Origin of the sequence: Streptomyces yunnanensis (genome assembly GCF_029011865.1) — a bacterium.
In the GTDB taxonomy this organism is placed as follows: domain Bacteria; phylum Actinomycetota; class Actinomycetes; order Streptomycetales; family Streptomycetaceae; genus Streptomyces; species Streptomyces yunnanensis.
This window is the reverse complement of record NZ_CP095749.1, coordinates 2857846-2884667: the sequence shown is the minus strand read 5'-3', so window position 1 is coordinate 2884667 and position 26822 is coordinate 2857846. Positions and strand designations below refer to the sequence as shown.

Genomic DNA, 26822 nt, shown 5'->3' with positions numbered 1-26822 from the left:
GCGATGTCTGTTGCCACCGGACCCCGGACCGGCCCCGCGGAGGTGCGGCCGGTGCGCGCCGACTCCCCGGCCCGCACCCTGCGCACCGCCCGCTTCCTGGCCGGCCGTTCACTGCGGCGGCACCGCAAGGCATGGGCCGCGGTGTTCGCCGCGCTGGTGCTGACCTCGCTGCTGCTGGGCAGCTTCGCGCTGGCGACCCTGTCGGCGTTCGTCGGCCACGCCCGGGTGGAGCGCTACGCCGCCACCACCGCGGTGGTCACCGGCGACCAGACCACCCGCTACACCGCCAAGCCCTGGGGCGATCCGCCCATGACGGAGACCCAGTCGCTCACCGAGCGGGTGCGGGTACCACGCGCGGTGCGCGCGCGGCTCGCGGCCGTCCCGGGGGTCGAGGCGGCCGTCGCCGACGACGCCGTCCCCGTCGCGCTCGCCGCCAAGGACGGCGGCGCGGTGGCCGGTCCGCGCAGCGACTCCGGCAACTCCCCGATCTTCGGCCACCCCTGGTCGGCCGCCGCGCTGGCCCCCTTCACCCTGCGGGCCGGGCACGCCCCGACCGGGCCCCGGCAGGTCGTCCTGGACGGCGACCTGGCGGCCCGCGCCGGCGTCCGCACGGGCGAGCACCTCACGCTCCAGACGCTGGCCGCCCCCACCCCGTACGAGGTCGTGGGCATCGCCGCGCCCGCGGCACGGGGCGACGCCACCGGGCTCGGCCACCAGGGCGCCGTGTTCTTCGACGACGAGACGGCCCGTCGGCTCGCCGGGCACCCCGCCACCACCGACGCCATCGGGATCCTCGCCGACCCCGGGGTGGACGTCCGCCAGCTCTACCCCCGGCTGCGCCAGGCGCTGGACGGCGCGCACCCGGCCCGTGACGCCTCGGCCGGCACCCGCTACAAGGAGGACGCCACGGCACTGCGGGTGCTGACCGGCAACGGCCGCGGCGAACCGGAGTTCCTGGAGTCGGCGCCCAGCCGGATGAGCCTGTTGATGCTGCTCGCGACGGTCTGCGTCACCGTGTTGATGATCGCCGTCCTGGTGGTCTCCAGCACCGTGGCCCAGGCGGTCCACCAGCGCTCCCGCGAGATGGCGCTGCTGCGCGCGGTCGGCGCCACGCCCCGGCAACTGCGGGTGACCGTCGCCCGCGAGATCAACGTGGTCGCGGTGGCCGCCGCGCTGCTCGGCGCGATCGGCGCGGTGCCGGTCTTCCTCCAGCTGATCGCGATGCTCCAGGAGCGCGGCGCGGTGCCGATGGGTCTCGAACTGCCCACCCCGGTCTGGATGTTCGCGGTGCCGGTGCTGACCGCCGGGCTGACCCTGCTGGTGGCCCGGCTGTCCGCCGCGCTCGCCTGCGGCCGGATGGCCAAGCTCCGTCCCGCGCAGGCGATGGGCGAGGCGCAGCGCGAGCCGGCACAGCCGGGCCGCGGACGGACCGTCACCGGGCTGGTGGTGCTCTTCCTCGGCATGAGTTCGGCCGGCACCGCGGCGCTGCAGTACGGGGAGTTGGCCGCGGCGGCCGCCAGTACGGCGGCGCTGGCGCTGGTCATCGCCTGCGCCCTGCTCGGGCCCTGGATCGCCCGCGGGGCGATGCGGCTGCTGGCCGTCCCCGCGCGGCGACTGGGCGGGGCGGGCGGCTACCTCGCGGCCGCCTCCTCGCACGCCAACTCCCGCCGCCTGGGCGCCGCGATCACCCCCATCGTGCTGGTGGTGGCGTTCGTCGGGGTGCAGCTCTCGGCCGGCGCCACCCTCGACCGGCAGGGCGGCGCCCAGGCCGCCCAGGCCCTGCGCGCGCAGCTCGCGGTCACCACGGACGGGCCCGGCATCCCCGACGAGGCGGTCCGCCGCGCCGGGGAGGTGCCCGGCGTGGCCGCGGCCACCGGCGTCCTGCACAGCACCGTCGTGCTGGCCCGCCGCGAGACCGGCGAGCCCAAGCTCGACCGGCTGCCGGTCATGGGCGTCGACCCCGCGGCGCTGTCCGCCACCCTCGACCCCGCCGTCCTCTCCGGGACGCTCGCGCACCTGGGCCGCGGCACGGTCGCGGTCGGCAAGGACCGGGCCCGCTCGCTGGACCTGAAGCCCGGCTCGACGGTCACCCTCCGCTACGGCGACGGCGCCGCCGTCCCGCTGAAGGTCGCCGCGGTCTACCAGAACTCCCTGGCGCTCGGCGACTTCCTCTTCGCCGCCCAGGAGCTGGCCCCGCACCTGGCCGCCCCGCTCAACTCCCGCATCCTGCTGGGCCTGAAGCCGGGCGCCGACCCCGCCGCCGTGCGCAAGGAGCTGGCCGGCGCCCTGACGACCGCCGCCCTGCACACCGAGGTGACCGACCGGCCCACGACCGAACACCTGCAGGCCGAGGACCGGGGCATCGGCCAGGTGATCACCGTGGTCGCGGTCGGCGTGATCGGCGGCTTCACCGCCATCGCGGTGCTCAGCACGCTGACCCTGATCATGGTGGGTCGCCGGGGCGAACTGGTCCTGCTGCGCCTGGTCGGCGCGAGCCGTGGACAGCTGCGGCGGATGCTGGGCGTCGAGGCGGCCATCGTCGTCACGGTCGGGGTGGTGGTCGGTGCGCTGGCCGCGGCGATCCCGCTGACCGCGTTCAGCCTCGCGTTGACCGGTTCGGCGCCCTACATCCCGCCCGCGCAGGCAGGATTGATCGTCCTGACGGTGGTGGTCACCTCGGCGGCCGGGTATCTGCTGCCCGCCCGCTCGGCGCTGCGCACCCGACATCCGGCCGACCTGGCCCGCCGCTGACCACGAGAGACGAGACGAGGAGAGCCCACACCATGGCCCGACGACTGACGGTGACGGCGTTACTGGCCCTCATCGGGGCGGCCGCGCTCGTACTGAGCGCCTTCCAACCCTGGTACCAGGGGCGCGATCCCCGGTCCGTGCCCGTCGCGGAGCTGTTCACGGGACTGACCGACAAGGGCGGCGCCGCGACCGCCACCTCGATGCTGCTGCCGCTCGCGGCGGCCGGAGCGCTCGCGCTCCTCGCGCTCGCGGTCCGCTCCAAGGCGGCGATGGCGCTGGCCGCACTCGTGGGGCTGGCCACCTGCGTGCTGTGGGTGGTCCAGCAGATCCGCGCACTCGCGCCGATCGCCTTCGACTGGACCGCCATCGAGCCGGGCCTGCGCAACGCCGCCGGGGGCGTGCTGCTGCTGTTGATCGCCGTCGCGGTCCTCCCCACCAGGGAGCGCTGAGCCGGCCCGCCGATCCCGTTTTTGCCCCTCTGACGTGCATCTTTCCCACTGCACTTAAAGCCCTGTTCGAACCTTTCGCCCTCCTGAAGACTTCCGTTCGAACGGCCGTCCGCGACCTTGTGCCGCGGCCGGCCGCCCCGGTCGCATCCCGCGGCCGGGGCACGACCGGAAGCGGGGGAGGGCGTTCGCGGTGCACGGGGACTCAGCGGATCCAGCGGGGTACGGCGCCGGTGCCGGCTCCCCCCTCGACCTCGACCTGGACCGTCTCGCCCGTGACTGCGACGTGGCCGGCGGGCAGCTGGCCGTCCACCACCACGGCGCGCTGGAGACCTGGGAGTTCGGCGAGGAGGAGCCCGGCGCCGGACGGCCGGTGCACTCCGCGACGGCCTTCCCCTACGGGTCGACGACCAAGGTGTTCACCGCCACCTCCGTCCTGCAACTGGTCGGCGACGGTGACCTGGACCTCGACCGGCCGGTACGGGAATGGCTCCCCGAGGCCGGGACCGTCCCCGAAGCGCGGAAGGACCACCCGGCCCTCGCCGCCACCCTCCGCCAACTCCTCAGCCACACCGCCGGACTGCCCTCCGACCACGACGACGCGGACGCCTCCTCGCTGCGCCGCTGGCTGACCGGCTTCCTGGCCGCACCGGCCGACGCCCGGCCCGCCCCGGGCACCTTCTCCTACTCCAACGTCGGCTACGGCATCGCGGGCCGCGTCGTGGAGTCCGTCACCGGACTGCCCTGGTACGAGGCGGTACGGGACTACCTCCTGCGCCCGCTGGGCACCGCCGTCACCGCGCTGCCCGCCGAACCCGGCTCGCTGCCCGCCGGCGGGCTCGCGGGCAGCGCCGCCGACCTGGTGCGGCTGGGCCTGCTCCACCTCGCGGAGCCGGGCCGCCCGGACCTGGCCGACCCGGCGGCCCTGGGGGAGGCGACCCGGCCCACGGCCGGCGCCGACCCGTTCGGGCTGGCCGACGGCTGGGGCCCGGGCCTGGGCCACTTCGGCCCCGCGGACAACCGCTGGCTCGGCCACGACGGCACGCTGGACGGCGCCACCTGCCACCTGCGGATCCACCCCCGGCGCGGCACCGTCGTCGCGCTGACCACCAACTCCCCGACCGGGCAGGCCCTGTGGGACGCCGTGGTCGGCGCACTGCGGGACGCGGGCGTCGACGTCGGCGTGTACCGCCCCGTACCCCCGCCCTCCCTCGCGCAGGCAGGCGCCCCCGCCGGCGCGGCGGCCTTCGCGGACTGCACGGGCACCTACCGCAACGGCGAGCTGGCCGTGACGGTCGGCCTCGACGGCCCGCACCTCGTACTGGAACTCCCGGGCGGGGCACGGGAACTGGCCGAGCCGCTGGCCCGGCGGACCTTCGCCGCCCGGGGGGCCGGGGCCTTCCTCGGGCGCTTCGCCGTCGATGCGCGCACCGGCGCGGTCCACGCCCTCCAGTACAGCGGCCGCACCCTCCTGCGGGACACGCCCTGACCCCGACGGCGGTCAGCACACCTCACCCACACCAACGGCGCTCTATGGGGTCTCGGCATGAACTTGGACAACCGCTCCCTCACCCACGGCCGTCCCGCGGCCCACGGCACGACCCTGCACGGGCTCTTCGAGGCCCAGGCCGCCCGCCGGCCCGCCCACTCGGCCGTCACCTGCGGGCCGCTGCGGCTCGGCTACGGCGAGGTGGACCGGCGGGCCAACCGGCTCGCGCACCGGCTCGCCGCGCGGGGCGTGGGGCCCGAGACCCGGGTGGGCGTCTGCCTGCGGCGCGGCCCCGAACTGATCGTCGCCCTGCTGGCCGTCCTCAAGGCCGGCGGCGCCTATGTGCCGCTGGACCCCAACTACCCCGCCGAACGGCTGGCGTTCATGGTGGACGACGCCGGGATCGCCCTGGTGATCAGCGCGTCGGACCTCGACACCCGCCCGTCCAACGCGCCCGCCACCCTGCTGCTGGACGCCCCCGACGAGGACGCCCCCGACACCCCGCCCGTCCCCGCCCTGCATCTCGACAACACCGCCTACGTCCTGTTCACCTCCGGCTCCACCGGCACCCCCAAGGGCGTGGCCGTCACCCACCGGGGCATCGAGGTGCTGGGCGCCGCGCACGCCACCGCCCTCGACATCGACGAGGACAGCCGGGTGCTCCAGTTCGCCTCGCCCAACTTCGACGTGTCCATCGCCGACCTGGTGCAGACCTGGTATGCGGGCGCGACGCTGGTGCTGCCCGACGGGCCCACCCAGGCCGTCGGCGAGGAGCTGGCCGCTCTGCTCGCCGGCGAGGCCGTCACCCACGCCATGATCCCCCCGTCGGTGCTGGCGACCGTCCCCCCGGTCGAGCTGCCGCACCTGCGGGGCCTGGCCACCGGCGGCGAAACCTGCCCGCCCGAGCTGGTCGCCCGCTGGGCCCGGGGCCGCCGGATGTTCAACGCGTACGGGCCGACCGAGGCCACCGTCACCGTCACCCTGAACGGGCCGCTGCCGGCCGACCCGGACGGCGCGCCGCACATCGGCCGGGGCATCGCCGGGGTCCGGGTGACCGCGCTGGACGAGCTGCTGCGCCCGGTGCCGGAGGGCGGCGTCGGCGAACTGTGCATCGCCGGCCCCGGCCTGGCCCGCGGCTACCAGGGCCGCGCCGCCCTCACCGCCGAGCGCTTCGTCGCCGACCCGCACGGCCCCGCCGGATCCCGGATGTACCGCACCGGCGACCTGGTGCGGCGACTGTCCGACGGCGCCTACGCATTCCTCGGCCGGGCCGACCACCAGGTCAAGATCCGCGGTCTGCGGGTGGAGCTCGGCGAGATCGAGACCGCGCTGACCGCACACGAGCAGGTGCTCCAGTCCGTCGTCACCCTCGACGCCGGCAACGGCACCCCGCGGCTCTTCGCGCACTACGTCCCGCTGCGTGCAGAGTCCGCCCCCGACGCCGCCGGCCTGCGCGCCCACCTGTCGGAGCGGCTGCCCGCCCACATGGTCCCCACCGCCTTCGTCGCCATGGACCGGATGCCGCTCACCCCCAACGGCAAGGTCGACCGCGCGGCGCTGCCCGAACCCACCGCCACCGAGCGGGCCGCCTACGTCGCCCCCCGCACCGACCTGGAGGGGGCGCTCGCGGAGATCTGGGCCGAGGTGCTGGGCGTGGACCGCGTCGGCGTCGAGGACGACTTCTTCCTGGCCGGCGGCGACTCCATCGCCGCCCTGCGGATGGCCTTCCAGGTGACCGGCCGGATCGGGCTGACACCCGCCACCACCGCGCTGTTCGACCACCCGACGATCGCGCGGTTCGCCGCCCACCTCACCGAGTCCGGGCGCGCGGACGCCACCGAGCCGCTGGTGCCGGTGAACCGGCACGCCGCGCTGGCCGCCTCCTCCGCCCAACGGCGACTGTGGTTCCTGGACGCCTACGAGCCCGGCGCCGCCTACAACTGCGCCACCGGCCTGCGGCTCACCGGCGCGCTGGACCACCTCGCGCTCGCCGCCGCGCTCACCGCCCTGGTCGCCCGGCACGAACCGCTGCGCACCACCTTCACCGAGGCGGACGGCCGGGTCCTGCAGGTCATCGGCGAGCCCACCGAGGTCCCGCTGCCGCGCACCGACCTCACCGGTCACACCGACCCGGCCACGGCCCGCGACCGGCTGGACGCGGCACTGCGCGCCGCGGTCTCGGCCCCCTTCGACCTGCGCACCGGCCCCGTCCTGCGCGCCCTGCTGCTGCGCACCGCCCCCGACGAGCACCTGCTGGTGCTCACCGCGCACCACATCGCCGCCGACGCCTGGTCGATGGACCTCCTGACCCGCGAGCTGGGCGCCCTGTACGCCGCCGCTTCGGCCGCCCCCGACGCCGGGCCCGAGCACCTCCCGGCCGCCGCGGGCCTGCCCCCGCTCCCGGTCCAGTACGCCGACTTCGCCGCCTGGCACCACGACCGGCTGCAGGCGCCGGACATCGACGCCCAACTCGCCTACTGGAAGGACACGTTGGCGGGCGTCGCGCCCCTGGAGCTGCCCACCGACCGGCCCCGCCCGGCCGTGCGGACCTCCGCCGGCGCCCGCCACCTGTTCGACCTGCCCGCCGACACCGTCCGGGCGCTCACCGCGCTCGGCCACGAACAGGGCGGCACCCTCTTCGCGCCGCTCGCCGCCGCCGTGCAACTGCTGCTCGCCCGCTGGTCCGGGCAGCGGGACATCGCGCTGGGCACCGTCGACACCGGCCGGGACCGCGCCGAGATCGCCGACCTCGTCGGCTTCTTCGTCGACACCCTGGTGCTCCGCGCCGACGTCGACGAGACCCAGACCTTCCGGCGGTTCACCGCCCGCACCCGCGAGCGGGTGCGCGAGGCGCTCGACCACGCGGCCGTCCCCTTCGACCGCGTCGTGGACGCCGTGCTGCCCGAACGCGACCCCAGCCGCCCGCCGCTCGTCCAGGCCGTGCTGGTCCTGCAGAACGCCCCCGTGGGCCTGCCGCGGCTGCCCGGCATCGACACCGCCGAACTCGAACTGCCGCGTGAGGCCGCGCTCTTCGACCTCACCATGGAGTTCTGGCAGCGCCCCGACGGCACCCTGCGCGGCTCCCTCGAATACAGCACCGACCTCTTCGACGCCGCCACCATGGAGCGGTTCGCCGGTCATCTGCGCACCCTGCTCGGCGCGCTGGCCACCGCCCCCGACCGCCCCATGGCCGAGGCCGGCATGCTCGGCGCCGACGAGACCCACCGCGTCCTTGCGGAGTACAACGCCACCGGGCGCGGCATCGCCCCCGCGACCCTGACCGCCCTCTTCGCCGACCAGGCCGCCCGGACCCCCGACGCGGTCGCCCTGCTGCACACCGACACCCGCCTGACCTACGCCCGACTCGACGCCCGCAGCAACCAGGTGGCGCACCACCTGGCCGCCCGCGGGGTGCGGTCCGGCGACCGCGTGGGCGTCTGCCTGGAGCGCGGCCCCGAGCTGATCTGCGCCCTGCTCGGCATCCTCAAGGCCGGTGCGGCGTACGTGCCGCTGGACCCGAAGTACCCCGCCGCCCGCCGCGCGTTCATGAGCGCGGACGCGGGCATCGCGCTGCTGGTCACCGACCGGACGCAGCACGGGGCGGACGACGGCACCGGCCACGTCCCCCGCCTCCTGATGGACGACGACCGGGCCGCCCTCGACGCCGAGCCGACGCACCCGCTCGCCGTCACCGTCACCCCCGACAGCGGCGCCTACGTCATCTACACCTCCGGCTCCACCGGCACCCCCAAGGGCACCCTCACCCCCCACCGGGCCGTCGACCGCGTGGTGCGCCACACCCCCTACCTGTCCCTCACCGAGGGCGACGTGGTCGCCCAGCTGGCCTCGGTTTCCTTCGACGCCGCCACCTTCGAGATCTGGGGCGCCCTGCTCAACGGCGCCACCCTCGCCATCGCCCCGCCCGGCGTGCTCGCCGCCCCCGAACTGGGCGCGTTCCTCTCCTCGTACGGCGTGACCACGCTGTGGCTGACCGCCGGACTCTTCCACGAGGTCGTGGACGCCGACGTCGAGGTGCTCGCCGGACTGCGACACCTGCTGGCCGGCGGCGACGCCCTCTCCGCCCGCCACTGCCGCACCGTCCTCACCCGCCTGCCCGAACTCGCCCTCATCAACGGCTACGGACCCACCGAGACCACCACCTTCGCCGCCGCCGCACGGCTGCTGCCCGCACACCTCGCGCACGACACCGTTCCCATCGGCCGCCCGATCGCCGACACCCGCCTGTACGTCCTCGACGGCCGGCTGCGCCCGGTGGGCCAGGGCATCGTGGGCGAGCTGTACATCGCCGGCGAGGGGCTGGCCCAGGGCTACGCCAACCGGCCGGACCTGACCGCGGAACGGTTCCTCGCCGACCCCTTCGGCGACGCCGGCACCCGCATGTACCGCACCGGCGACCTGGTGCGCTGGACCGCCGACGGCATGCTGGAGTTCCTCGGGCGCGGCGACGACCAGGTCAAGGTGCGCGGCTTCCGGATCGAACTCGGCGAGGTCGAGGCGGCGCTCGCCGCCCACCCGGACGTGGCGCGCGCCGTCGTGGTCGCCGCCGCGGCGGGCCGGGGCGGCGCCAAGCGGCTCGTCGGCTACGCCGTACCGCGCCCCGGCGCCACCCTGGAGCCGGCCGCCCTGCGCGCCCACCTCGCCGCGACCCTGCCCGACCACATGGTCCCGCCCCTCTACGCGGTCCTCGACGCGTTGCCGCTCACGCCGAACGGCAAGGTCGACCGTCGTGCGCTGCCGGCTCCGGAGGCGGTGTCGGGCGATGTGGCGCGGTTGGCCCCGCGGACTCCGGTGGAGGAGACCCTGGCGGGGATCTGGGCTGAGGTGCTGGGTCTGGAGGCGGTCGGGGTCGAGGACAACTTCTTCGACCTGGGCGGCGACTCCATCCTCAGCATCCAGGTCGTCTCCCGCGCCCGCCGGGCCGGCCTGGTGCTCGCCTCGCAGGACATCTTCGTACGGCAGACCGTCGCGGAACTCGCCGCCGGGCTGCAGAGCGCGGCCGACGACGACACCGACGTCCTCGACGAGCCCCCCGTGGAGGGACCCGTGGTACTGACCCCCATCCAGCGCTGGTTCTTCCGGACCCACCGCGAGGCGCCGCACCACTTCAACCAGGCGCTCCAGCTCGAACTGGCCCCCGGCACCGACCCGGAGGCACTGGCCGGCGCGGTGGCCGCGGTGGTCGCGCACCACGACGCACTGCGGCTGCGCTACGAGCGCACCGGCGCGGGCTGGCGGCAGCGCAACCTCGCCGAGGACAAGACCGTCGCCCTGGACCGGCACGACCTGTCCGGCCTGGACGCGGCGGCCCGCCGCACCGCCATGACCGAGATCACCGACGCCCTCCAGACCGGCTTCGACCTCTCCGCGGGCCCGCTGATCCGCTTCGCCCTCTTCGAACTCGGCGACCAGCAATCCGAGTTGGCGGTGGTCGCCCATCACTTGGTGGTGGACGGGGTGTCGTGGCGGGTGTTGTTGGAGGACGTGGAGGTGGCGTACGGGCAGGTGGTGTCGGGTGCGTCGGTGGATTTGGGGGGGAAGTCGACGTCGTTCCAGGAGTGGGCGTCGCGGTTGCGGGGGCTTGTCGAGGCCGGTGGTTTTGATGGGGAGTTGGCGTACTGGTCGGGTGTGGGTGCCGGTGTGTCGACGGTGTTGCCGGGTGTGCGGGATGTGGTGCCGGGTGGGTTGAGGGTGCGGTCGGCGGAGTTGTCGGTGGAGGCGACGCGTGGGTTGTTGCAGCGTGTTCCGGGGGTGTATCGGACGCGGGTGAACGAGGTGTTGTTGGCGGTTCTGGGTCGGGTGTTGGGGGAGTGGTCGGGTCAGGACCGGGTGGTGGTGGATGTGGAGGGGCACGGTCGGGAGGAGGTTTTCGAGGGGGTGGATCTGTCGCGGACGGTGGGGTGGTTCACGACGGTCTTCCCGGTGGAGTTGGCCACGGGTGAGCCGTGGGGTGCGCTGGTCAAGTCGGTGAAGGAGACGTTGCGGGGGGTTCCGCATCGTGGTCTGGGGTATGGCGCGCTGCGGTATCTGGGGGATCCGGACTCCGCGGCGGGCGAGTTGGGTCGGACGGTCCGGCCGCAGGTCAGCTTCAACTACCTCGGCCAGTTCGACGGCATGACCGCCGACAGCTCCCTCTACCGGGCCATGCTGCCCAACCCCCGCGGCGAGCACAGCCCGCTGGACGCCCGGCCCTACGCGCTGGACGTGGTCGGCCGGGTCGTCGACGGCCGGCTGGTGATGGAGTGGGCCTGGTCGGACGGCGTTTTCGAGGACGCGACCATGGACCGGCTGGCCACCGGCTTCAACGCGGCGCTGGAGGAGTTCCTCGCGCACTGCGCGGAGCCGGGCGCCGGCGGCTGCACGCCGTCGGACTTCCCGCTGTCCGGCCTGGACCAGGCCGGCGTGGACCGGGTGGTGGGCGACGGCCGGGGCGTCGAGGACGTCCTGCCGCTGCTGCCCATGCAGTCCGGAATGCTCTTCCACGCCCTGATGGAATCCGCCTCCCTCGCCTACTTCGAGCAGCTGATGTTCGTCGTCGACGGCGTCACCGATGCCACCGCCTTCGGCGCGGCCTGGCAGCGCGTGGTCGACGAGGTGCAGGCGCTGCGGGTCGGCGTGGTCTGGGAGGGCGTCGCCGAGCCGGTGCAGGTGGTGCACCGCGAGGTGACGCTGCCCGTGGAGATCGCGGACTGGCGCGGCGCCGACGAGGAGGAGCAGTCCGCCCGTTGGGAGGCGTGGGTCGGCGCGGACCGTGCGCGGGGACTGGATCTGCGGCAGGTGCCGCTGGCCAGACTGTCCCTGGCCCGGCTGACCGACGACCGGATCCGGGTGCTGTTCACCTTTCACCACATCCTGCTGGACGGCTGGAGCCTGGCCCGGGTGCTGTCGGCGGTCTTCGACGGCTACGCGGGAGTCGGCACGGCCGCGGTCCCCGGCGGACGGCGCCTGGCCGACCACGCGCGGTGGCTGGCCGACCGCGACCTGCCCGCCGCCGAGGAGTTCTGGCGCGGCGTCCTCGACGGGTTCGACACCCCGGTGGCCCTGCCGCACGACCGCCCGGCGGTCCGCGGCCAGTCCCGCTCCTCCGCCCGGGCGGCCATCAAGCTCCCCACCGAACTCACCGAGCAGCTCTACGCCTTCGCGCGCCGCCACCGGCTGACCGTCAACGCCGTGGTCCAGGGCCTGTGGGCGCTGATGCTCGCCGGGCGCAGCGGCCAGCACGACGTGGTGTTCGGCGCGACCACCTCCGGCCGCCCCACCGACCTGACCGGCGCCGACGAGATGATCGGCCTGTTCATCAACTCCCTGCCGGTGCGCACCCGACTGGCACCGGAGCTGGGCGTGGTCGAGTGGCTCCAGCGCCTCCAGGCCGAACAGGTCGAGGCCCGCCGCCACGACCACCTCCCGCTGACCCGCATCCAGGCGCTGGCGGACCTCCCCGCCGACCAGGCACTGTTCGACTCGCTGGTCGTCTTCGAGAACTACCCGGTCGACACCGACGCCGCCGCCGAACACGGCCTGAAGGTCGGCGAGATCAGCGCCGTCGAGGCCACCAACTACCCCCTCAACCTGCTCGCCTACGGCGGCGACCGGCTGGAGTTCGTCCTCGCCTACGACCCCGAGGTCCTCGACCACGCGACGGCGCGGGGACTGTGCGACGAACTCGCCCGGTACGCCCGCGCCGTGGCCGGCGCCACCGGCCGCAAGCTGGGCGACCTGGAGCTGGTCGACGCCGGCCAGCGGCGGCGGCTCCTGGAGGAGTGGGGCCGCGACGAGCGGCACGTCGCACAGCGCACCCTCGGCGAGATCTTCCGCGACCAGGCGGCCCGTACGCCGGCCCTGCCGGCCGCCGTCTGCGGCGGGACCACCCTCAGCTACGCCGAACTCGACGCCCGGATCGGGCGGATGGCGCACCACCTCGGCTCCCTGGGCGTGCGCGCCGGCGACCGGATCGGGGTCGCCCTGCAGCGCGGCATCGACTGGCTGGTCGCCCTGCGCGCGGTCCTCCACATCGGCGCCGTCTACGTCCCCATCGATCCGACGTACCCGGCCGAGCGGATCACCCACATGGTCACCGACTCGGGCGTGACGCTGCTGCTGACCGAACAGCGCCTGGACGGCACGCTGCCCGCGCTCGGCACCGTCCCGGTCGTGGCCGTGGACACCCTCGGCGCCGAGCTGGCGGCCCTGCCGGACACCCTCCCGGACGTCCACGACGACCCGCAGGCGCCGGCCTACATCATCTACACCTCCGGCTCCACCGGAGTCCCCAAGGGCGTCGAGGTCCCGCACACCGGGTTCGCCGCGCTGCTCACCACCGTCGTGAGGGACCTCGCGGTGGCCGAGGGCTGCCGGGTGCTGCAACTGGCGTCCCCCAGCTTCGACGCCTCCGTGATCGAGGTGCTGATGTCGCTCGGCGTCGGCGGCACGCTCGTCCTCCCGCCGGCGGAGACGCTCTCCGCCGAGCAGCTGGTGGAACTGCTCCAGCACCACCGGATCAGCCACGCCATGATCCTGCCCGCCATGCTCGCCACCCTGCCGGCCGTGCAACTGCCCGACCTGCGGATGCTGTTGGTCGGCGCGGAGGCGGTCAGCGCCGATCTCGTCGACCGCTGGGCGGACGGCCGGCGGATGGTCAACGGGTACGGCCCGACCGAGGCGACCATCGCCACCAGCTTCAGCCACCCGCTGGTCGCCGGGCGCGCGGGCGCCCCGCCGATCGGCCACCCGTGCGTCGACGTCCGCACCTACGTCCTCGACCCCTGGCTGCGGCTGGTCGCGCCGGGCGTCGCCGGTGAGCTGTACATCGGCGGCGAGAGCGTCACCCGCGGCTATGTGAACCGGCCCGGGCTCACCGCCGAGCGCTTCGTCGCCGACCCCTACGGCGCGCCGGGCGCCCGGATGTACCGGTCCGGCGACGTGGTGCGCTGGGGCGACGACGGTCAACTGCACTTCGTGGGACGGGTCGACGCCCAGGTCAAGGTGCGCGGCCACCGCGTGGAGCTGGGCGAGGTGGAGACCGCGCTGGCCGGCCACCCGGCCGTCGGCCAGGTGGCGGTGCTCTTCCGCACGGACGGGCCGGGCGCCCGCCTGGTCGGCTACGTCTCGCCCGCGGCCGGGGTCGAACCGGACGCCCTGGACCCGGCCGCCCTGCGCGCGTACCTCGCCGACGGACTGCCGGACTACATGGTGCCCTCGGTGTTCGTCACGCTCGACGCGTTGCCGCTCACGCCGAACGGCAAGGTCGACCGCCGTGCGCTGCCGGCGCCGGAGGCGGTGTCGGGCGATGCGGTGCGGTCGGCCCCGCGGACTCCGGTGGAGGAGACCCTGGCGGGGATCTGGGCGGAGGTGCTGGGTCTGGAGGCGGTCGGGGTCGAGGACAACTTCTTCGACCTGGGCGGCGACTCCATCCTCAGCATCCAGGTCGTCTCCCGCGCCCGGGCCGCGGGCCTGTCGATCGCCCCGAAGGACGTCTTCGACCAGCAGACGGTACGGGCCCTGGCCGAGCGCATCGCGGAGACCGCGCAGGCGGCACCCGCACCGGCCCGGCCGACCGTGACCGGGCCGGTGGGGACGACGCCCATCCAGGAGTGGTTCTTCACCTCCCACACCGAGGCCCCGCACCACTTCGACATGTCGATGGCGGTGACCCTCGGGAAGGACGTGGACCGCGCGGCGCTGGCGGCCGCGGTGGCCGCGGTGGTGGCCCATCACGACGCGCTGCGGCTGCGCTTCGCCCGCGGCGCGGACGGCGCCTGGACCCAGTCCGTGGCCGACGCCGCCGACGCCCCCGTCGCCGTGGACCACACGGACCTCGCCCACCTGCCCTCCGCCCTCTCCCGCCGGGCCGAACGGGACCGCCTGGTCGCACAGGCCCAGAGCGGCCTGGACCTCACCGAAGGCCCGCTGCTGCGCGCCCTGACCTTCGCCTCGGACGCCCAGGACGACATCGAACTGGTACTGGTCGCCCATCACTTGGTGGTGGACGGGGTGTCGTGGCGGGTGTTGTTGGAGGACGTGGAGGTGGCGTACGGGCAGGTGGTGTCGGGTGCGTCGGTGGATTTGGGGGTGAAGTCGACGTCGTTCCAGGAGTGGGCGTCGCGGTTGCGGGGGCTTGTCGAGGCCGGTGGTTTTGATGGGGAGTTGGCGTACTGGTCGGGTGTGGGTGCCGGTGTGTCGACGGTGTTGCCGGGTGTGCGGGATGTGGTGCCGGGTGGGTTGAGGGTGCGGTCGGCGGAGTTGTCGGTGGAGGCGACGCGTGGGTTGTTGCAGCGTGTTCCGGGGGTGTATCGGACGCGGGTGAACGAGGTGTTGTTGGCGGTTCTGGGTCGGGTGTTGGGGGAGTGGTCGGGTCAGGACCGGGTGGTGGTGGATGTGGAGGGGCACGGTCGGGAGGAGGTTTTCGAGGGGGTGGATCTGTCGCGGACGGTGGGGTGGTTCACGACGGTCTTCCCGGTGGAGTTGGCGACGGGTGAGGGGTGGGGTGGGCTGGTCAAGTCGGTGAAGGAGACGTTGCGGGGGGTTCCGCATCGTGGTCTGGGGTATGGCGCGCTGCGGTATCTGGGGGATCCGGATTCGGCGGCGGGCGAGCTGGGTCGGACGGTCCGGCCGCAGGTCAGCTTCAACTACCTCGGCCAGTTCGACACCGCGGCCACCCCGTCCGGCGAGGCCCTCATCCGCGCGTCCGACTTCGTCCAGGACGGCGACACCAGCCCGCTGGACGCCCGGCCGTACGCGCTGGACGTGGTCGGCCGGGTGGCCGACGGCCGGCTGCTGATGGAGTGGGGCTGGTCCGACGGCGTCTTCGAGGACGCGACGGTGGACCGGCTGGTGTCCCGCTTCATGGCCGCCCTGGAGGAGTTCCTCGCGCACTGCGCGGAGCCGGGTGCCGGTGGCTGCACGCCGTCCGACTTCCCGCTGTCCGGGCTCGACCAGGCCGGCGTGGACCGGGTGGTGGGCGACGGCCGCGGCGTCGAGGACGTCCTGCCGCTGCTGCCCATGCAGTCCGGAATGCTCTTCCACGCCCTGATGGAATCCGCCTCGCCCGCCTACTTCGAGCAGCTGATGTTCGTCGTCGACGGGGTCCCCGACCCGGCCGAGTTCGCCGCGTCGTGGCAGCACGTGGTCGACGAGGTGCAGGCGCTGCGGGTCGGCGTGGTCTGGGAGGGCGTCGCCGAGCCGGTGCAGGTGGTGCACCGCGAGGTGACGCTGCCCGTGGAGATCGTGGACTGGCGGGGCGCCGACGAGGAGGAGCAGTCCGCCCGTTGGGACGCGTGCGTCGGCGCGGACCGTGCGCGGGGGCTCGATCTGCGGCAGGTGCCGCTGGCCAGACTGCGCGTCGCCCGGCTGACCGACGACCGGATCCGGGTGCTGTTCACCTTCCACCACATCCTGCTGGACGGCTGGAGCCTGGCCCGCGTCCTGAGCCTCGTCTTCGACGACTACACCGCGCGCCGGGACCGCCGACCGCTGCCCGCCATCGCCGGCGGCCGGCGTCTGGCCGACCAGGCCCGCTGGATGCGGGAGCGGGACGTCCCGGAGGCCGAGGAGTTCTGGCGCGGCGTGCTCGACGGGTTCGACACCCCGGTGGCCCTGCCGTACGACCGCCCGACGGACCGCGCCGGCCAGTCCCGGTCCTCCGCGCGGGTGGGAGTGGAGCTGTCGCCGGAGCTGACCGAGCGCCTCTACGCCTTCGCGCGCCGCCACCGGCTGACCGTCAACGCCGTGGTCCAGGGCCTGTGGGCGCTGATGCTCGCCGGGCGCAGCGGCCAGCACGACGTGGTGTTCGGCGCGACCACCTCCGGCCGCCCCACCGAGCTGACCGGCGCCGACGACATGCTCGGGCTGTTCATCAACTCCCTGCCGGTGCGCACCCGACTGGCACCGGAGCTGGGCGTGGTCGAGTGGCTCCAGCGCCTCCAGGCCGAACAGGTCGAGGCCCGCCGCCACGACCACCTCCCGCTGACCCGCATCCAGGGACTCGGACAACTCCCCGCCGACCAGGCGCTGTTCGACTCCCTGGTCGTCTTCGCCAACTACCCGGTGGACACCGACGCCGCCGCCGAGAACGGCCTGAAGCTCGGCGAGATCAGCGCCGTCGAGGCCACCAACTACCCCCTCAACCTCGCCGCCTACACCGGCGACGGGCTCACCCTCACGCTCCTGTACGACCCCGAGGTCTTCGACCGCTCCACCATCGAGGCGCTGCGCGACGACCTGACCCTCCACGCCGAGACGGTGGCCGCCCCCGGCGGGGCCGACCGCACCCTGGGCACGCTCGACCTGGTCGACGCCGAGCGGCGGCACCGCATCCTGGAGGAGTGGGGCCGCGGCGCCCCCGGCGAGCGCGGCACCACCCTCACCGAGGTGTTCGCGCAGCAGGTGGCCCGCGCCCCGGGCAACACCGCGCTGCTCGTCGACGGGCGGGAGCTGAGCTACGCCGAGGTGGACGCCCGGGCCAACCGGCTCGCCCACCGGCTGATCGACCTCGGAGTGCGCCCCGACACCCGCGTCGGGGTGTGCCTGGGGCGGCACGCCGAGCTGTTCGTGGCCCTGCTGGCCGTGCTCAAGGCCGGCGGCGCCTACGTACCGCTGGACCCGGAATACCCGGCCGACCGGCTGGCGTTCATGGTCACCGACTCCGGCGCGGAGCTGGTCGTCACCGACACCGCCTCGGCGGCTGCGCTGCCGCCCGGCGACGCCCGGCGGGTGCTGCTCGACGCGCCGGACGACGAGGCGGCCGACCGGTACCCGGACACCGCGCCCGAGGTGCCGCTGCACCCCGACAACCTCGCCCACGTCATCTACACCTCGGGCTCCACCGGCCGCCCCAAGGGCGCGGTGCTGCCGCACCGCGGAGTGCTGCGGGTGGCCCGCGACCCCAAGCTGGCGATGAGCGAGCGGGACGTGGTGGGCCAGTTGGCCACGGTGTCGTTCGACGCCGGGACGCTGGAGATCTGGAGCGCCTGGCTCAACGGCGCGGCGCTGGCCGTCAGCCCGTCCCGGGTGATGTCGGCGGCCGAGACCGGGGAGTTCCTGCACACGCGCAAGGTGACCGCGATCTGGATCACCGCGGGGCTGTTCCACGAGATGGTCGACAGCGACGTGCGGATCTTCTCCGGGCTGCGGCTGATCATGTCCGGCGGCGACACCCTCTCGCCGGCACACGCCACCAAGGTCGTCGCCCAACTGCCCGGCGTCCGCATGATCAACGGATACGGGCCGACCGAGGGCACCGTCTTCACCTCGCTCCACCTCGTGGGCGGTGGGGGAGGAGCCGAGAGCTCGGGGCCCGCGGACGCCGGCCCGCTGCCCATCGGCACCCCGATCGCCGGCACCCGCGTCTACGTCCTGGACCCCGCACTGCGGCCGGTGCCGCCGGGCGTGCCGGGCGAGCTGTACCTGACCGGCGACGGCATGGCCCGCGGCTACGTCAACCGGCCCGGCATCACCGCCGAGCGGTTCGTCGCCGACCCGTTCGGCGAGCCCGGCGCGCGGATGTACCGCTCGGGGGACCTGGTGCGCTGGCTGCCCGACGGCAACCTCGACTTCGTCTCCCGCACGGACTTCCAGGTCAAGATCCGCGGCCTGCGGATCGAGCTGGGGGAGATCGAGGCCGCGGCCGCCGCCCACCCCGGCGTCGCCCAGGTCCTGGTGCTGGCCCGCGAGGACATCCCGGGCAGCAGGCGCCTGGTGGCCTACGCCGTGCCGGTGCCGGAGCAGGCCCCCGCGCCCGACGAGCTGAAGGAGTTCATGGCCCGCTCGCTGCCCGCCTACATGGTCCCGGCGGCGGTGATCGTCCTGGACGCCTTCCCGCTCACCCCGAACGGCAAGGTCGACCGGCGGGCACTGCCCTCGCCCGAGGAGGCGGCGGGAGAGCGCGCCGAGCACGTCGCGCCGCGCACCCCCGGCGAGGAGATCCTCGCCGGCATCTGGGGCGAGGTGCTGGGCCTTGCGAAGGTGAGCGTCGAGGACAACTTCTTCGACCTCGGCGGCGACTCCATCCTCAGCATCCAGGTCATCTCCCGCGTCCGCGAGGTCTTCGTGACCGATCTGCCGGCCCGCGCCCTGTTCGACAACCCGACGGTGGCCGCCCTGTCGGCGGCGGTCGAGGAACAGCTGCTGGCCGAACTGGAGCAGGAGCAGCCGCGCGACTAGCCCGGCCGGCAGCCCTCCGAGAACCCCCTCACCCGTAGTACGCACGTAAGGAGACACGCATGGACGCCGCGGCATCCCGCGAGAGCTGGATACAGTCCCTTCCCGAGCACCTCCGGGACCGGATGCGCTCCCGCCTCGCCGGCGACGCCGGGGACGGGCGGGTGGGCCGGATCGTGCCGGTGGGCCGGGACCGGGACCTCCCGCTCTCCTTCGCCCAGCAACGCCTGTGGTTCCTGGACGAGTTCGAGCCCGGCAGCGCCGAGTACAACTCCTGCACCTCGCTGCGGCTCACCGGCGAGCTGTACGTCCCGGCGCTGGAACTGGCCCTCTCCGCGCTGGTGGCGCGCCACGAGTCGCTGCGCACCACCTTCGACGCGGTGGACGGGCAGGGCAGGCAGATCGTGGGCGGGCCCTTCCCGGTGGTGGTGCCGGTCGCACAGGTCCCGCGGGCACCCCGGGAGGACCGGGACGCGATCGTCCGGAGCCTGCTGCGCGCGGAGGTGGCCCGCCCCTTCGACCTGCGCACCGGCCCGCTGCTGCGCGGCCTGCTGCTCCGGCTGGAGGAGCGGGAGCACATCCTCGCCCTGACCCTGCACCACATCGTCACCGACGGCTGGTCGATGGGGATCATCGGCAGGGAGCTGAGCGCCCTGTACGACGCGGCGCTGCGGCCCGGCGAGGCCACCGTCCCGGCGGTCCTGGAACGGGCCGGCCTGGCTCCGCTGCCCCTCCAGTACGCCGACTTCGCCGTCTGGCAGCGCGAGCGGCTCTCCGGCGCGGAGCTGGACCGCCAGCTCGCCTACTGGACCGGCAAGCTGGACGGGGTCGCCCCGCTGGAGCTGCCCACCGACCGGCCGCGCCCGGCGGTGCGCACCTCCGCCGGCGCCCAGCACCTCTTCTCGCTGTCGCCCGGGACCACCGAGCGGCTCGCCAAGGTGGCCAGGGACCGGGGCGCGACCCTGTTCATGGCCGTCACCGCACTCAGCCAACTGGTCCTCGCCCGCTACTCGGGACAGCACGACATCGCCGTGGGCACCTCCGTCTCCGGGCGGGACCGCGGCGAGGTGGAGGGGCTGGTGGGCTTCTTCGTCAACACCCTGGTGCTGCGCGCGGAGGTCGACGAGGCCCGGTCCTTCGGCGACTTCCTGGACTCCGTGCGGGAGACCGTGCTGGAGGCGTTCGCGCACGCCGAGGTGCCGTTCGAGCGGGTGGTGGACGCGGTGGTCACCGACCGCGACCTGAGCCGTCCGCCGCTCGTCCAGGCCATGGTCTCCCTCCAGAACACCCCCGCCGAACCGCTGCGGCTGTCCGGGCTGACGCTGGAGGAGTACATCTTCGCCCGCGAACAGTCCCTCTTCGACATCGACTTCGACTTCTGGGAGCGCGACGGCGGCCTCCTGGGCGCCGTCCAGTACAACCCCGACCTCTTCGACGCGGCCACCGTCGAGCGGCTCTGCGCGCACCTGCGGACCCTCGCCGAGCGGCTGACCGCCGAGCCCGGCCGCCCCATGGACCGCGTCCCGATGGTCACCGAAGAGGAGGAGCACCGGCTGCTGGTGGACTGGAGCGGTGCCCGGCGCGAGCTGCCCGCCACCACCCTGCCCGCGGTGTACGAGGAGCAGGCCGCCCGCACCCCCGACGCCACCGCCCTGGTCTGCAACGCCGTCGCGCTGACCTTCCGCGAGCTGGAGGAGCGCGCCAACCGGCTGGCGCACCACCTCCTCTCCCGCTCCGTCGGCCCCGAGGACCTCGTCGCCCTGGCGCTGCCCCGCACCGAGGACATGGTCATCGGCATCCTGGCGGTCCTCAAGGCGGGCGCGGCCTATGTGCCCGTCGACCCCGACCTGCCCCGCGACCGGGTGGAGTTCATGCTGGCGGACGCCGCGCCGGCGCTGGTCGTGGTCGCCGGCGAGGACACCGCGGCCCGGCTCGGGGTGCCGCCGTCCGTCCCCGCCCTGGACCTGACGGGCGCGTCCGCCCGCGCGCTGCTGGCCGCCTGCCCGGTGACCGCCCCCACGGACGCCGACCGCCGCACCCCGCTGCGCCCGGCCCACCCCGCGCACCTCATCTACACCTCCGGCTCCACCGGCCGCCCCAAGGGCGTGCTGACCGACCACGCCGGGCTGCTCAACCTCTACCGCAACCACGAGGCCGAGTTCATCCGCCCCGCGTCCCGGGCCGCCGGCGGACGGCGCTTCAAGGCCGCGCTGACCGCGGTGTTCTCCTTCGACACCTCGTGGGAGGGCCTGCTGTGGATGGTCGCGGGCCACCAGCTGCACGTCATCGACGACGAGGTGCGGCGCGACCCCGAGGCGATCGTCGGATACGTCCGCAAGGAACGCATCGACCTGCTCGACCTCACCCCGACCTACGCCGAACAGGTCCTCGCCGCCGGGCTGCTGACCGGCGACGACCACCGGCCCGCGGTGCTGATGCTCGGCGGCGAGGCGGTCGGCGAGGCGCTGTGGCAGCAGCTGCGGGACGCCCCCGACACCGTCGGCTACAACTTCTACGGGCCGACCGAGGCGACCGTCGACACCCTGTGGTGCGCACTCGCCGACAGCCCCCGCCCGGTCGTGGGCCGCCCCGTCCACAACACCGGCATCCGCGTGCTGGACCGCCGGCTGCGCCCGGTCCCGGTGGGCGTCGCCGGCGAACTGCACCTGACCGGCCCGCAGTTGGCCCGCGGCTACCTGGGGCGCGCGGCGCTGACCGCCGAGCGGTTCGTCGCCGACCCCTACGGCGAGCCCGGCACGCGCATGTACCGCACCGGCGACCTGGTGCGCTGGACCGCCGACGGCGTCATCGAGTACCTCGGCCGCACCGACGACCAGGTCAAGGTGCGCGGCTTCCGCATCGAACTGGGCGAGATCGAGGCCGCGCTGGCCGCGCACGAGGACGTCGCGCAGTCGGTGGTGGTGGCGCGGGAGGGCCGCGCGGGCGGCAAGCAGCTGATCGGCTATGTCGTGCCGGACCCGGGCGCCACCGCCCCGGACACCGCCGAGCTGCGCGAACTGCTCTCCCGCACCCTGCCCGACTACATGGTGCCCACCGTCGTCGTTGCCCTCGACGCGCTGCCGATGACCAGCAGCCGCAAGGTCGACCGCAAGGCCCTGCCCGCCTCCGACCCCGCCCTCTTCGCCTCCGCCGCCGCCCGCGTCGCCCCCCGCAACACCCTGGAGGAGACGCTGGCCGGCATCTGGATGCAGGTGCTCAGGCTCGACGGCGTCGGCGTGACGGACAACTTCTTCGAGCTGGGCGGCAACTCCATCCTCAGCATCCAGGTGATCTCCCGGGTGCGGAAGACCTTCGGCATCGAGCTGTCCGCCCGCGCCCTCTTCGACCGGCCGACGATCGCCGGCTTCGCCGAACAGGTCGCCGCGGGCCGGGCCGCCGCCCGCACCGGCCGGATCACCCCGGCCGACCGGGACCGCGCGCTGCCGCTGTCCTTCGCGCAGGCCCGGATGTGGTTCCTGGACGAGTTCGAGCCCGGCAACGCCGCCTACAACGCCGGCGGCGTCCTGCGGCTCACCGGCCCCCTGGACACCGGGGCCCTGGCCGCCGCGCTCTCCGCCCTCGTGCGCCGCCACGAGGTGCTGCGGACCACCTTCGACACCGTCGACGGCGAGGCCGTACAGCGCATCGGCGAGCCCTACGACGTCGCCGTCCCGCTCGCCGAGCTGACCGCCACCGACCCCGCCGCCCGCGAGGCGGAACTCCAGGACACCCTGCGCGCCGAGATCGCCGTCCCGTTCGACCTGCGCACCGGCCCCCTGCTGCGGGCGCTGCTCGTCCGGGCCGCCGACGACGCGCACGCCCTCGCCGTCACCCTGCACCACATCGTCACCGACGGCTGGTCGATGGGCGTGGTCGCCCGCGAGCTGGGCGCGCTCTACGACGCGGCGCTGGAGTGCGGCTCCCGGGACGCCGCCGAGGTGCTGCGGCACGCCGGCCTCGCCCCGCTGGCCGTCCAGTACGCGGACTACGCCGTCTGGCAGCGCGACCACCTGACCGGAGCCGAGCTGACCCGCCAACTCGGCTTCTGGAAGGGGAAGCTGGACGGGGTGGCGCCGCTGGAGCTGCCCACCGACCGGCCCCGCCCGCCGGTGCGCGGCTACGCGGGCGCCCTGCGCGGATTCGCGCTGTCGCCCGCCGCGACGGCCGGGCTCGCCCGCGCCGCCCAGGAGCACGGCGCCTCGCTCTTCATGGCCGTCACCGCGCTCAGCCAACTGGTCCTCGCCCGCTGGACCGGACAGCGCGACATCGCCGTGGGCACCCTCAACTCCGGCCGCGACCGGGGCGAGGTGGAGGACCTGATCGGCTTCTTCGTCAACACCCTGGTGCTGCGCGAGGACGTCGACGAGCAGCTGCCGTTCGGGGAGTTCCTGGACTCCGTACGCGAGACCGTGCTCGCGGCCTTCGCGCACGGCGAGGTGCCCTTCGAGCGGGTGGTGGACGCGGTGGTCGCCGAGCGCGATCTGAGCCGCCCGCCGCTGGTCCAGGCGCTGATCGCGTTCCAGAACACGCCCGCCGAGCCGATGCGGCTGCACGGCCTGCGGCTGTCCGAGCAGCCGCTCGCCCGCGACTTCTCGCTCTTCGACCTGACCCTGAACTACTGGGAGGAGGACGGCGCGCTGCGCGGCTCCGTCGAATACAGCACCGACCTCTTCGACGAGCCCACCATCGCCCGTCTCACCGGCCACCTCGCCACCCTCGCCGAGGCGCTGACCGCACCCGCCGCGGCCGAACGGCCCATGGCCGCCCTGCCGATGCTCACCGCCCCGGAGCGGGCACGCGTCGCCGCGGACCGGACCGGCGACCGCCACCCGCTGCCGGACGCCACCGTCATGGACCTCTTCGAGAACCAGGCGGCCCGCACCCCCGACGCCCCCGCGGTGGTCTCCGCCGACGCGGCCCTCACCTACGCCGCGCTCAACGAGCGCGCCAACCGCCTGGCCCGCCACCTGGTGAGCCTGGGCATCGGGCCCGAGGACGTCGTCGCGGTCGCCATGCCCCGGTCGGCCGGCCTCCTGGTGGCGCTGTACGCGGTCCTCAAGGCCGGCGCCGCCTATCTCCCGGTCGACCCCGACTACCCGGCCGAACGCATCGCCGCGCTGCTCGCCGACGCCCGCCCGGCCTGTGTGCTCGCCGCCGGACCCGCAGCCCCGCCGGCGGGAGCGGGCGCCCCGTGCCTGGTCCTGGACGACCCCGCCGTCCTGGCGGCGCTGGCCGGACAGCCGGGCACCGACCTCTGCGACTGCGACCGGCGCGCGCCGCTGCGCCCCGGCAACGCCGCCTACGTCATCTACACCTCCGGCTCCACCGGCCGCCCCAAGGGCGTGGTCGTGCCGCACCGGGGGTTCGTCAACTACCTGCGCTGGTGCGAGGGTTCCTACCCCGGCATCCGCGGCGGCGCCGTGCTGCACTCCTCGGTCTCCTTCGACCTCACCGTCACCACCCTCTTCGGCCCGCTGATCGCCGGCGGCACGGTCTACGTCAGCGACCTGGAGGACCTCGACCCCGCGCTGTGGGGCGCCGGGGGCCGGCCGGTGCCGACGTTCCTCAAGGCCACCCCGAGCCATGTCGGGCTGCTGGAGTCGCTGCCCGCCGAGGTGCTCGCCCACGGCGACCTCGTCGTCGGCGGCGAACAGCTCCTGGGCGAGGCGCTCGACGCCTGGCGCGGCGGCCACCGGGGGGCGACCGTCGTCAACGAATACGGGCCGACCGAGGCGACCGTGGGCTGCGTGGTGCACCGCCTGACCCCCGAGGACCCGGTGCCGTCCGGCCCGGTGCTCATCGGCGGCCCGTCGTGGAACATGCGCGCCCACGTCCTGGACGCCCTGCTGCGGCCGGTCCCGGTCGGCGTGCCCGGTGAGCTGTACGTCGCCGGCGCCCAGCTCGCCCGCGGCTATCTGGGACGTCCGGGGCTGACCGCCGAGCGGTTCGTGGCCGATCCGTTCGGGGAAGTGGGGGAGCGGATGTACCGCACCGGGGACCTGGTGCGGTGGACCGCCGGCGGCGGCCTGGAGTACCAGGGCCGCACCGACGACCAGGTCAAGATCCGGGCGCACCGGATCGAACTGGGCGAGGTGGAGGCGGCGTTGGCCGCGGCCCCCGGCGTCGGCCAGGTCTGTGTCGTCGCGGCCGAGGGGCCCGGCGGGCTGCGGCTGGTCGGCTATGTGGCGCCGCGGCCCGACGGTCCGGCGCCCGACGCCGCGGCGCTCAAGGAGTTCGCGGCCCGCGGCTTGCCTGAGTACATGGTCCCCTCGGCGCTGGTCGTGCTGCCCGAACTGCCGCTGACCATCAACGGGAAGGTCGACCGCGCGGCGCTGCCCGCACCGGAGGCCGCCGCCGCGGCCCCGGCCCCCGCCGAGGAGCCCACCACCGACACCCAGCGGCTGCTCGCCGGAGTCTTCGCCGAGCTGCTCGGCCTGGACCACATCGGCCTGGACGACGGCTTCTTCGACCTGGGCGGCGACTCCATCCTCAGCATCCAACTGGTCGCCCGGATCCGCCGCGCCGGCCTGCCGCTCACCTCGAAGGACGTCTTCCGCAGCAACACCGTGCGGGCACTGGCGGAGCTGATCGACACCGGGCGGGACGCGGCCCGGACGGCGGACGAGGCCCGGCCCGGGGCGCCGGCGCCCACCGGGCCCGCGCCGCTCACCCCGATACAGCACTGGTTCCTCGACACCTACCGCACCGCGCCGGGGCACTACAACATGTCCGTGCTGCTGGAGCTCGCCCCGGACGCCGACCACGCCGCACTGACCTCGGCGGTCCGGGCCGTGACGGCACGGCACGAGGCGCTGCGGATGCGGTTCCCCGAGGGCCGGGAGCGGACCCAGCGGCCCGCGCCGGACACCGTGCCGGTGCCGTTCGACCGGGAGGACGTCTCCGGCGTCGCCGCGGACGCGCTGGCCGCGACGCTCGACCGCGCGGTGGCGGCGGTCCAGTCCTCCCTGGACCTCGCCCGGGGGCCGGTGGCCAGGGCGGTGCTCTTCGACGGCGGTGCGGCGCACGCCTCCCGGCTCCTGCTGGTCGCCCACCACCTGGTCACCGACGCGGTCTCGCTGCGCATCCTGCTGTCCGACGTCGAGGCCGCCTACGCCCAGGCGCGCACCGGCGAGCCGATCCGGGTGGCGCCCGTACCGACGTCCTTCGCCCAGTGGGCGACGCGGCTGCGCGACCACGCCACCACCCTCGACGGCGAACTCCCCTACTGGGAAGGAATACTGGAGAAGACCGCGCGGAATTCCGCGGCCCTTCCGGTGGATGCCGACGGCGCGCATACGGTATCGTCCGAGGCGGAATTCACGGTCGAACTGACCGAAAAGGAAACCGAAGCGCTGCTGCGGACCGCGCCCGGCGCCCATCGGGTCCGTACCGAAGATCTTCTGCTGACCGCCCTCGGTGCAACGCTTTCCGCATGGACCGGCGGCGACGGCATTACGGTCGACCTCGAAGGCCACGGCCGCGACGAGATATTCGACGACCTGGACCTCTCCCGCACCGTCGGCTGGTTCACCACCCTCTACCCGGTCCATCTGCCCCGGTCCGCCGGCGACGGCCCGCGCGCCAGGGCCAAGGCGGTGGCACGCCTGCTGCGGGCCGTCCCCGGCCGCGGCCGGGGCTACGGCGTGCTGCGACACCTCGCCAAGGCACCCACGCTGACCTCGGCGAACACCCCGCAGGTGGTCTTCAACTACCTCGGCCGCTTCGACCAGACCCCCGGCGGCGACCGGGCGGCGGGGCCCTTCGCCGCCGTCCTGCCGGCCGCCGCGCAGCAGAGCGACCGGGGCGAGCGGCCCCATCTGCTCGACCTCGCGGGAGCGGTGCACGGCGGGCGGTTCCGCCTCACCCTGCGCTATTCCCGTGCCGTGCACCACGAAAAGACCATCGCCGCGCTCGGTGAAGATTTCCTGCGCGAACTGCGCACCCTCCTCGGCTAATCTCCGAAA

5 protein-coding genes are annotated in these 26822 nt (G+C 74.6%); all 5 read left to right on the top strand.

Annotated features, from left to right (window positions below; all coding sequences use genetic code 11):
- Positions 1-3 precede the first annotated feature (3 nt).
- The 5 genes from MOV08_RS12470 (at position 4) to MOV08_RS12450 (ending at position 26813) form a co-directional block, all read left to right on the top strand.
- The gene (locus MOV08_RS12470; protein WP_063777445.1) at positions 4-2751 is read left to right on the top strand and encodes an ABC transporter permease; all 2748 of its coding nucleotides are present in this window, start codon (positions 4-6) and stop codon (positions 2749-2751) included.
- Positions 2752-2783: 32 nt separating this feature from the next.
- Positions 2784-3200: a hypothetical protein gene (locus tag MOV08_RS12465; protein WP_275307517.1), complete on the top strand. Its 417-nt coding sequence runs from the start codon at positions 2784-2786 to the stop codon at positions 3198-3200.
- A gap of 190 nt (positions 3201-3390) precedes the next feature.
- The gene (locus tag MOV08_RS12460; RefSeq protein WP_275307516.1) at positions 3391-4686 is read left to right on the top strand and encodes a serine hydrolase domain-containing protein; all 1296 of its coding nucleotides are present in this window, start codon (positions 3391-3393) and stop codon (positions 4684-4686) included.
- Positions 4687-4743: 57 nt separating this feature from the next.
- Positions 4744-18861, top strand: a complete 14118-nt coding sequence (locus MOV08_RS12455; RefSeq protein ID WP_275307515.1) for a non-ribosomal peptide synthetase — start codon at positions 4744-4746, stop codon at positions 18859-18861.
- 59 nt (positions 18862-18920) lie between these two features.
- On the top strand, positions 18921-26813 hold the full coding sequence (locus MOV08_RS12450) for a non-ribosomal peptide synthetase (protein WP_275307514.1): 7893 nt from the start codon (positions 18921-18923) through the stop codon (positions 26811-26813).
- Positions 26814-26822: the final 9 nt, after the last annotated feature.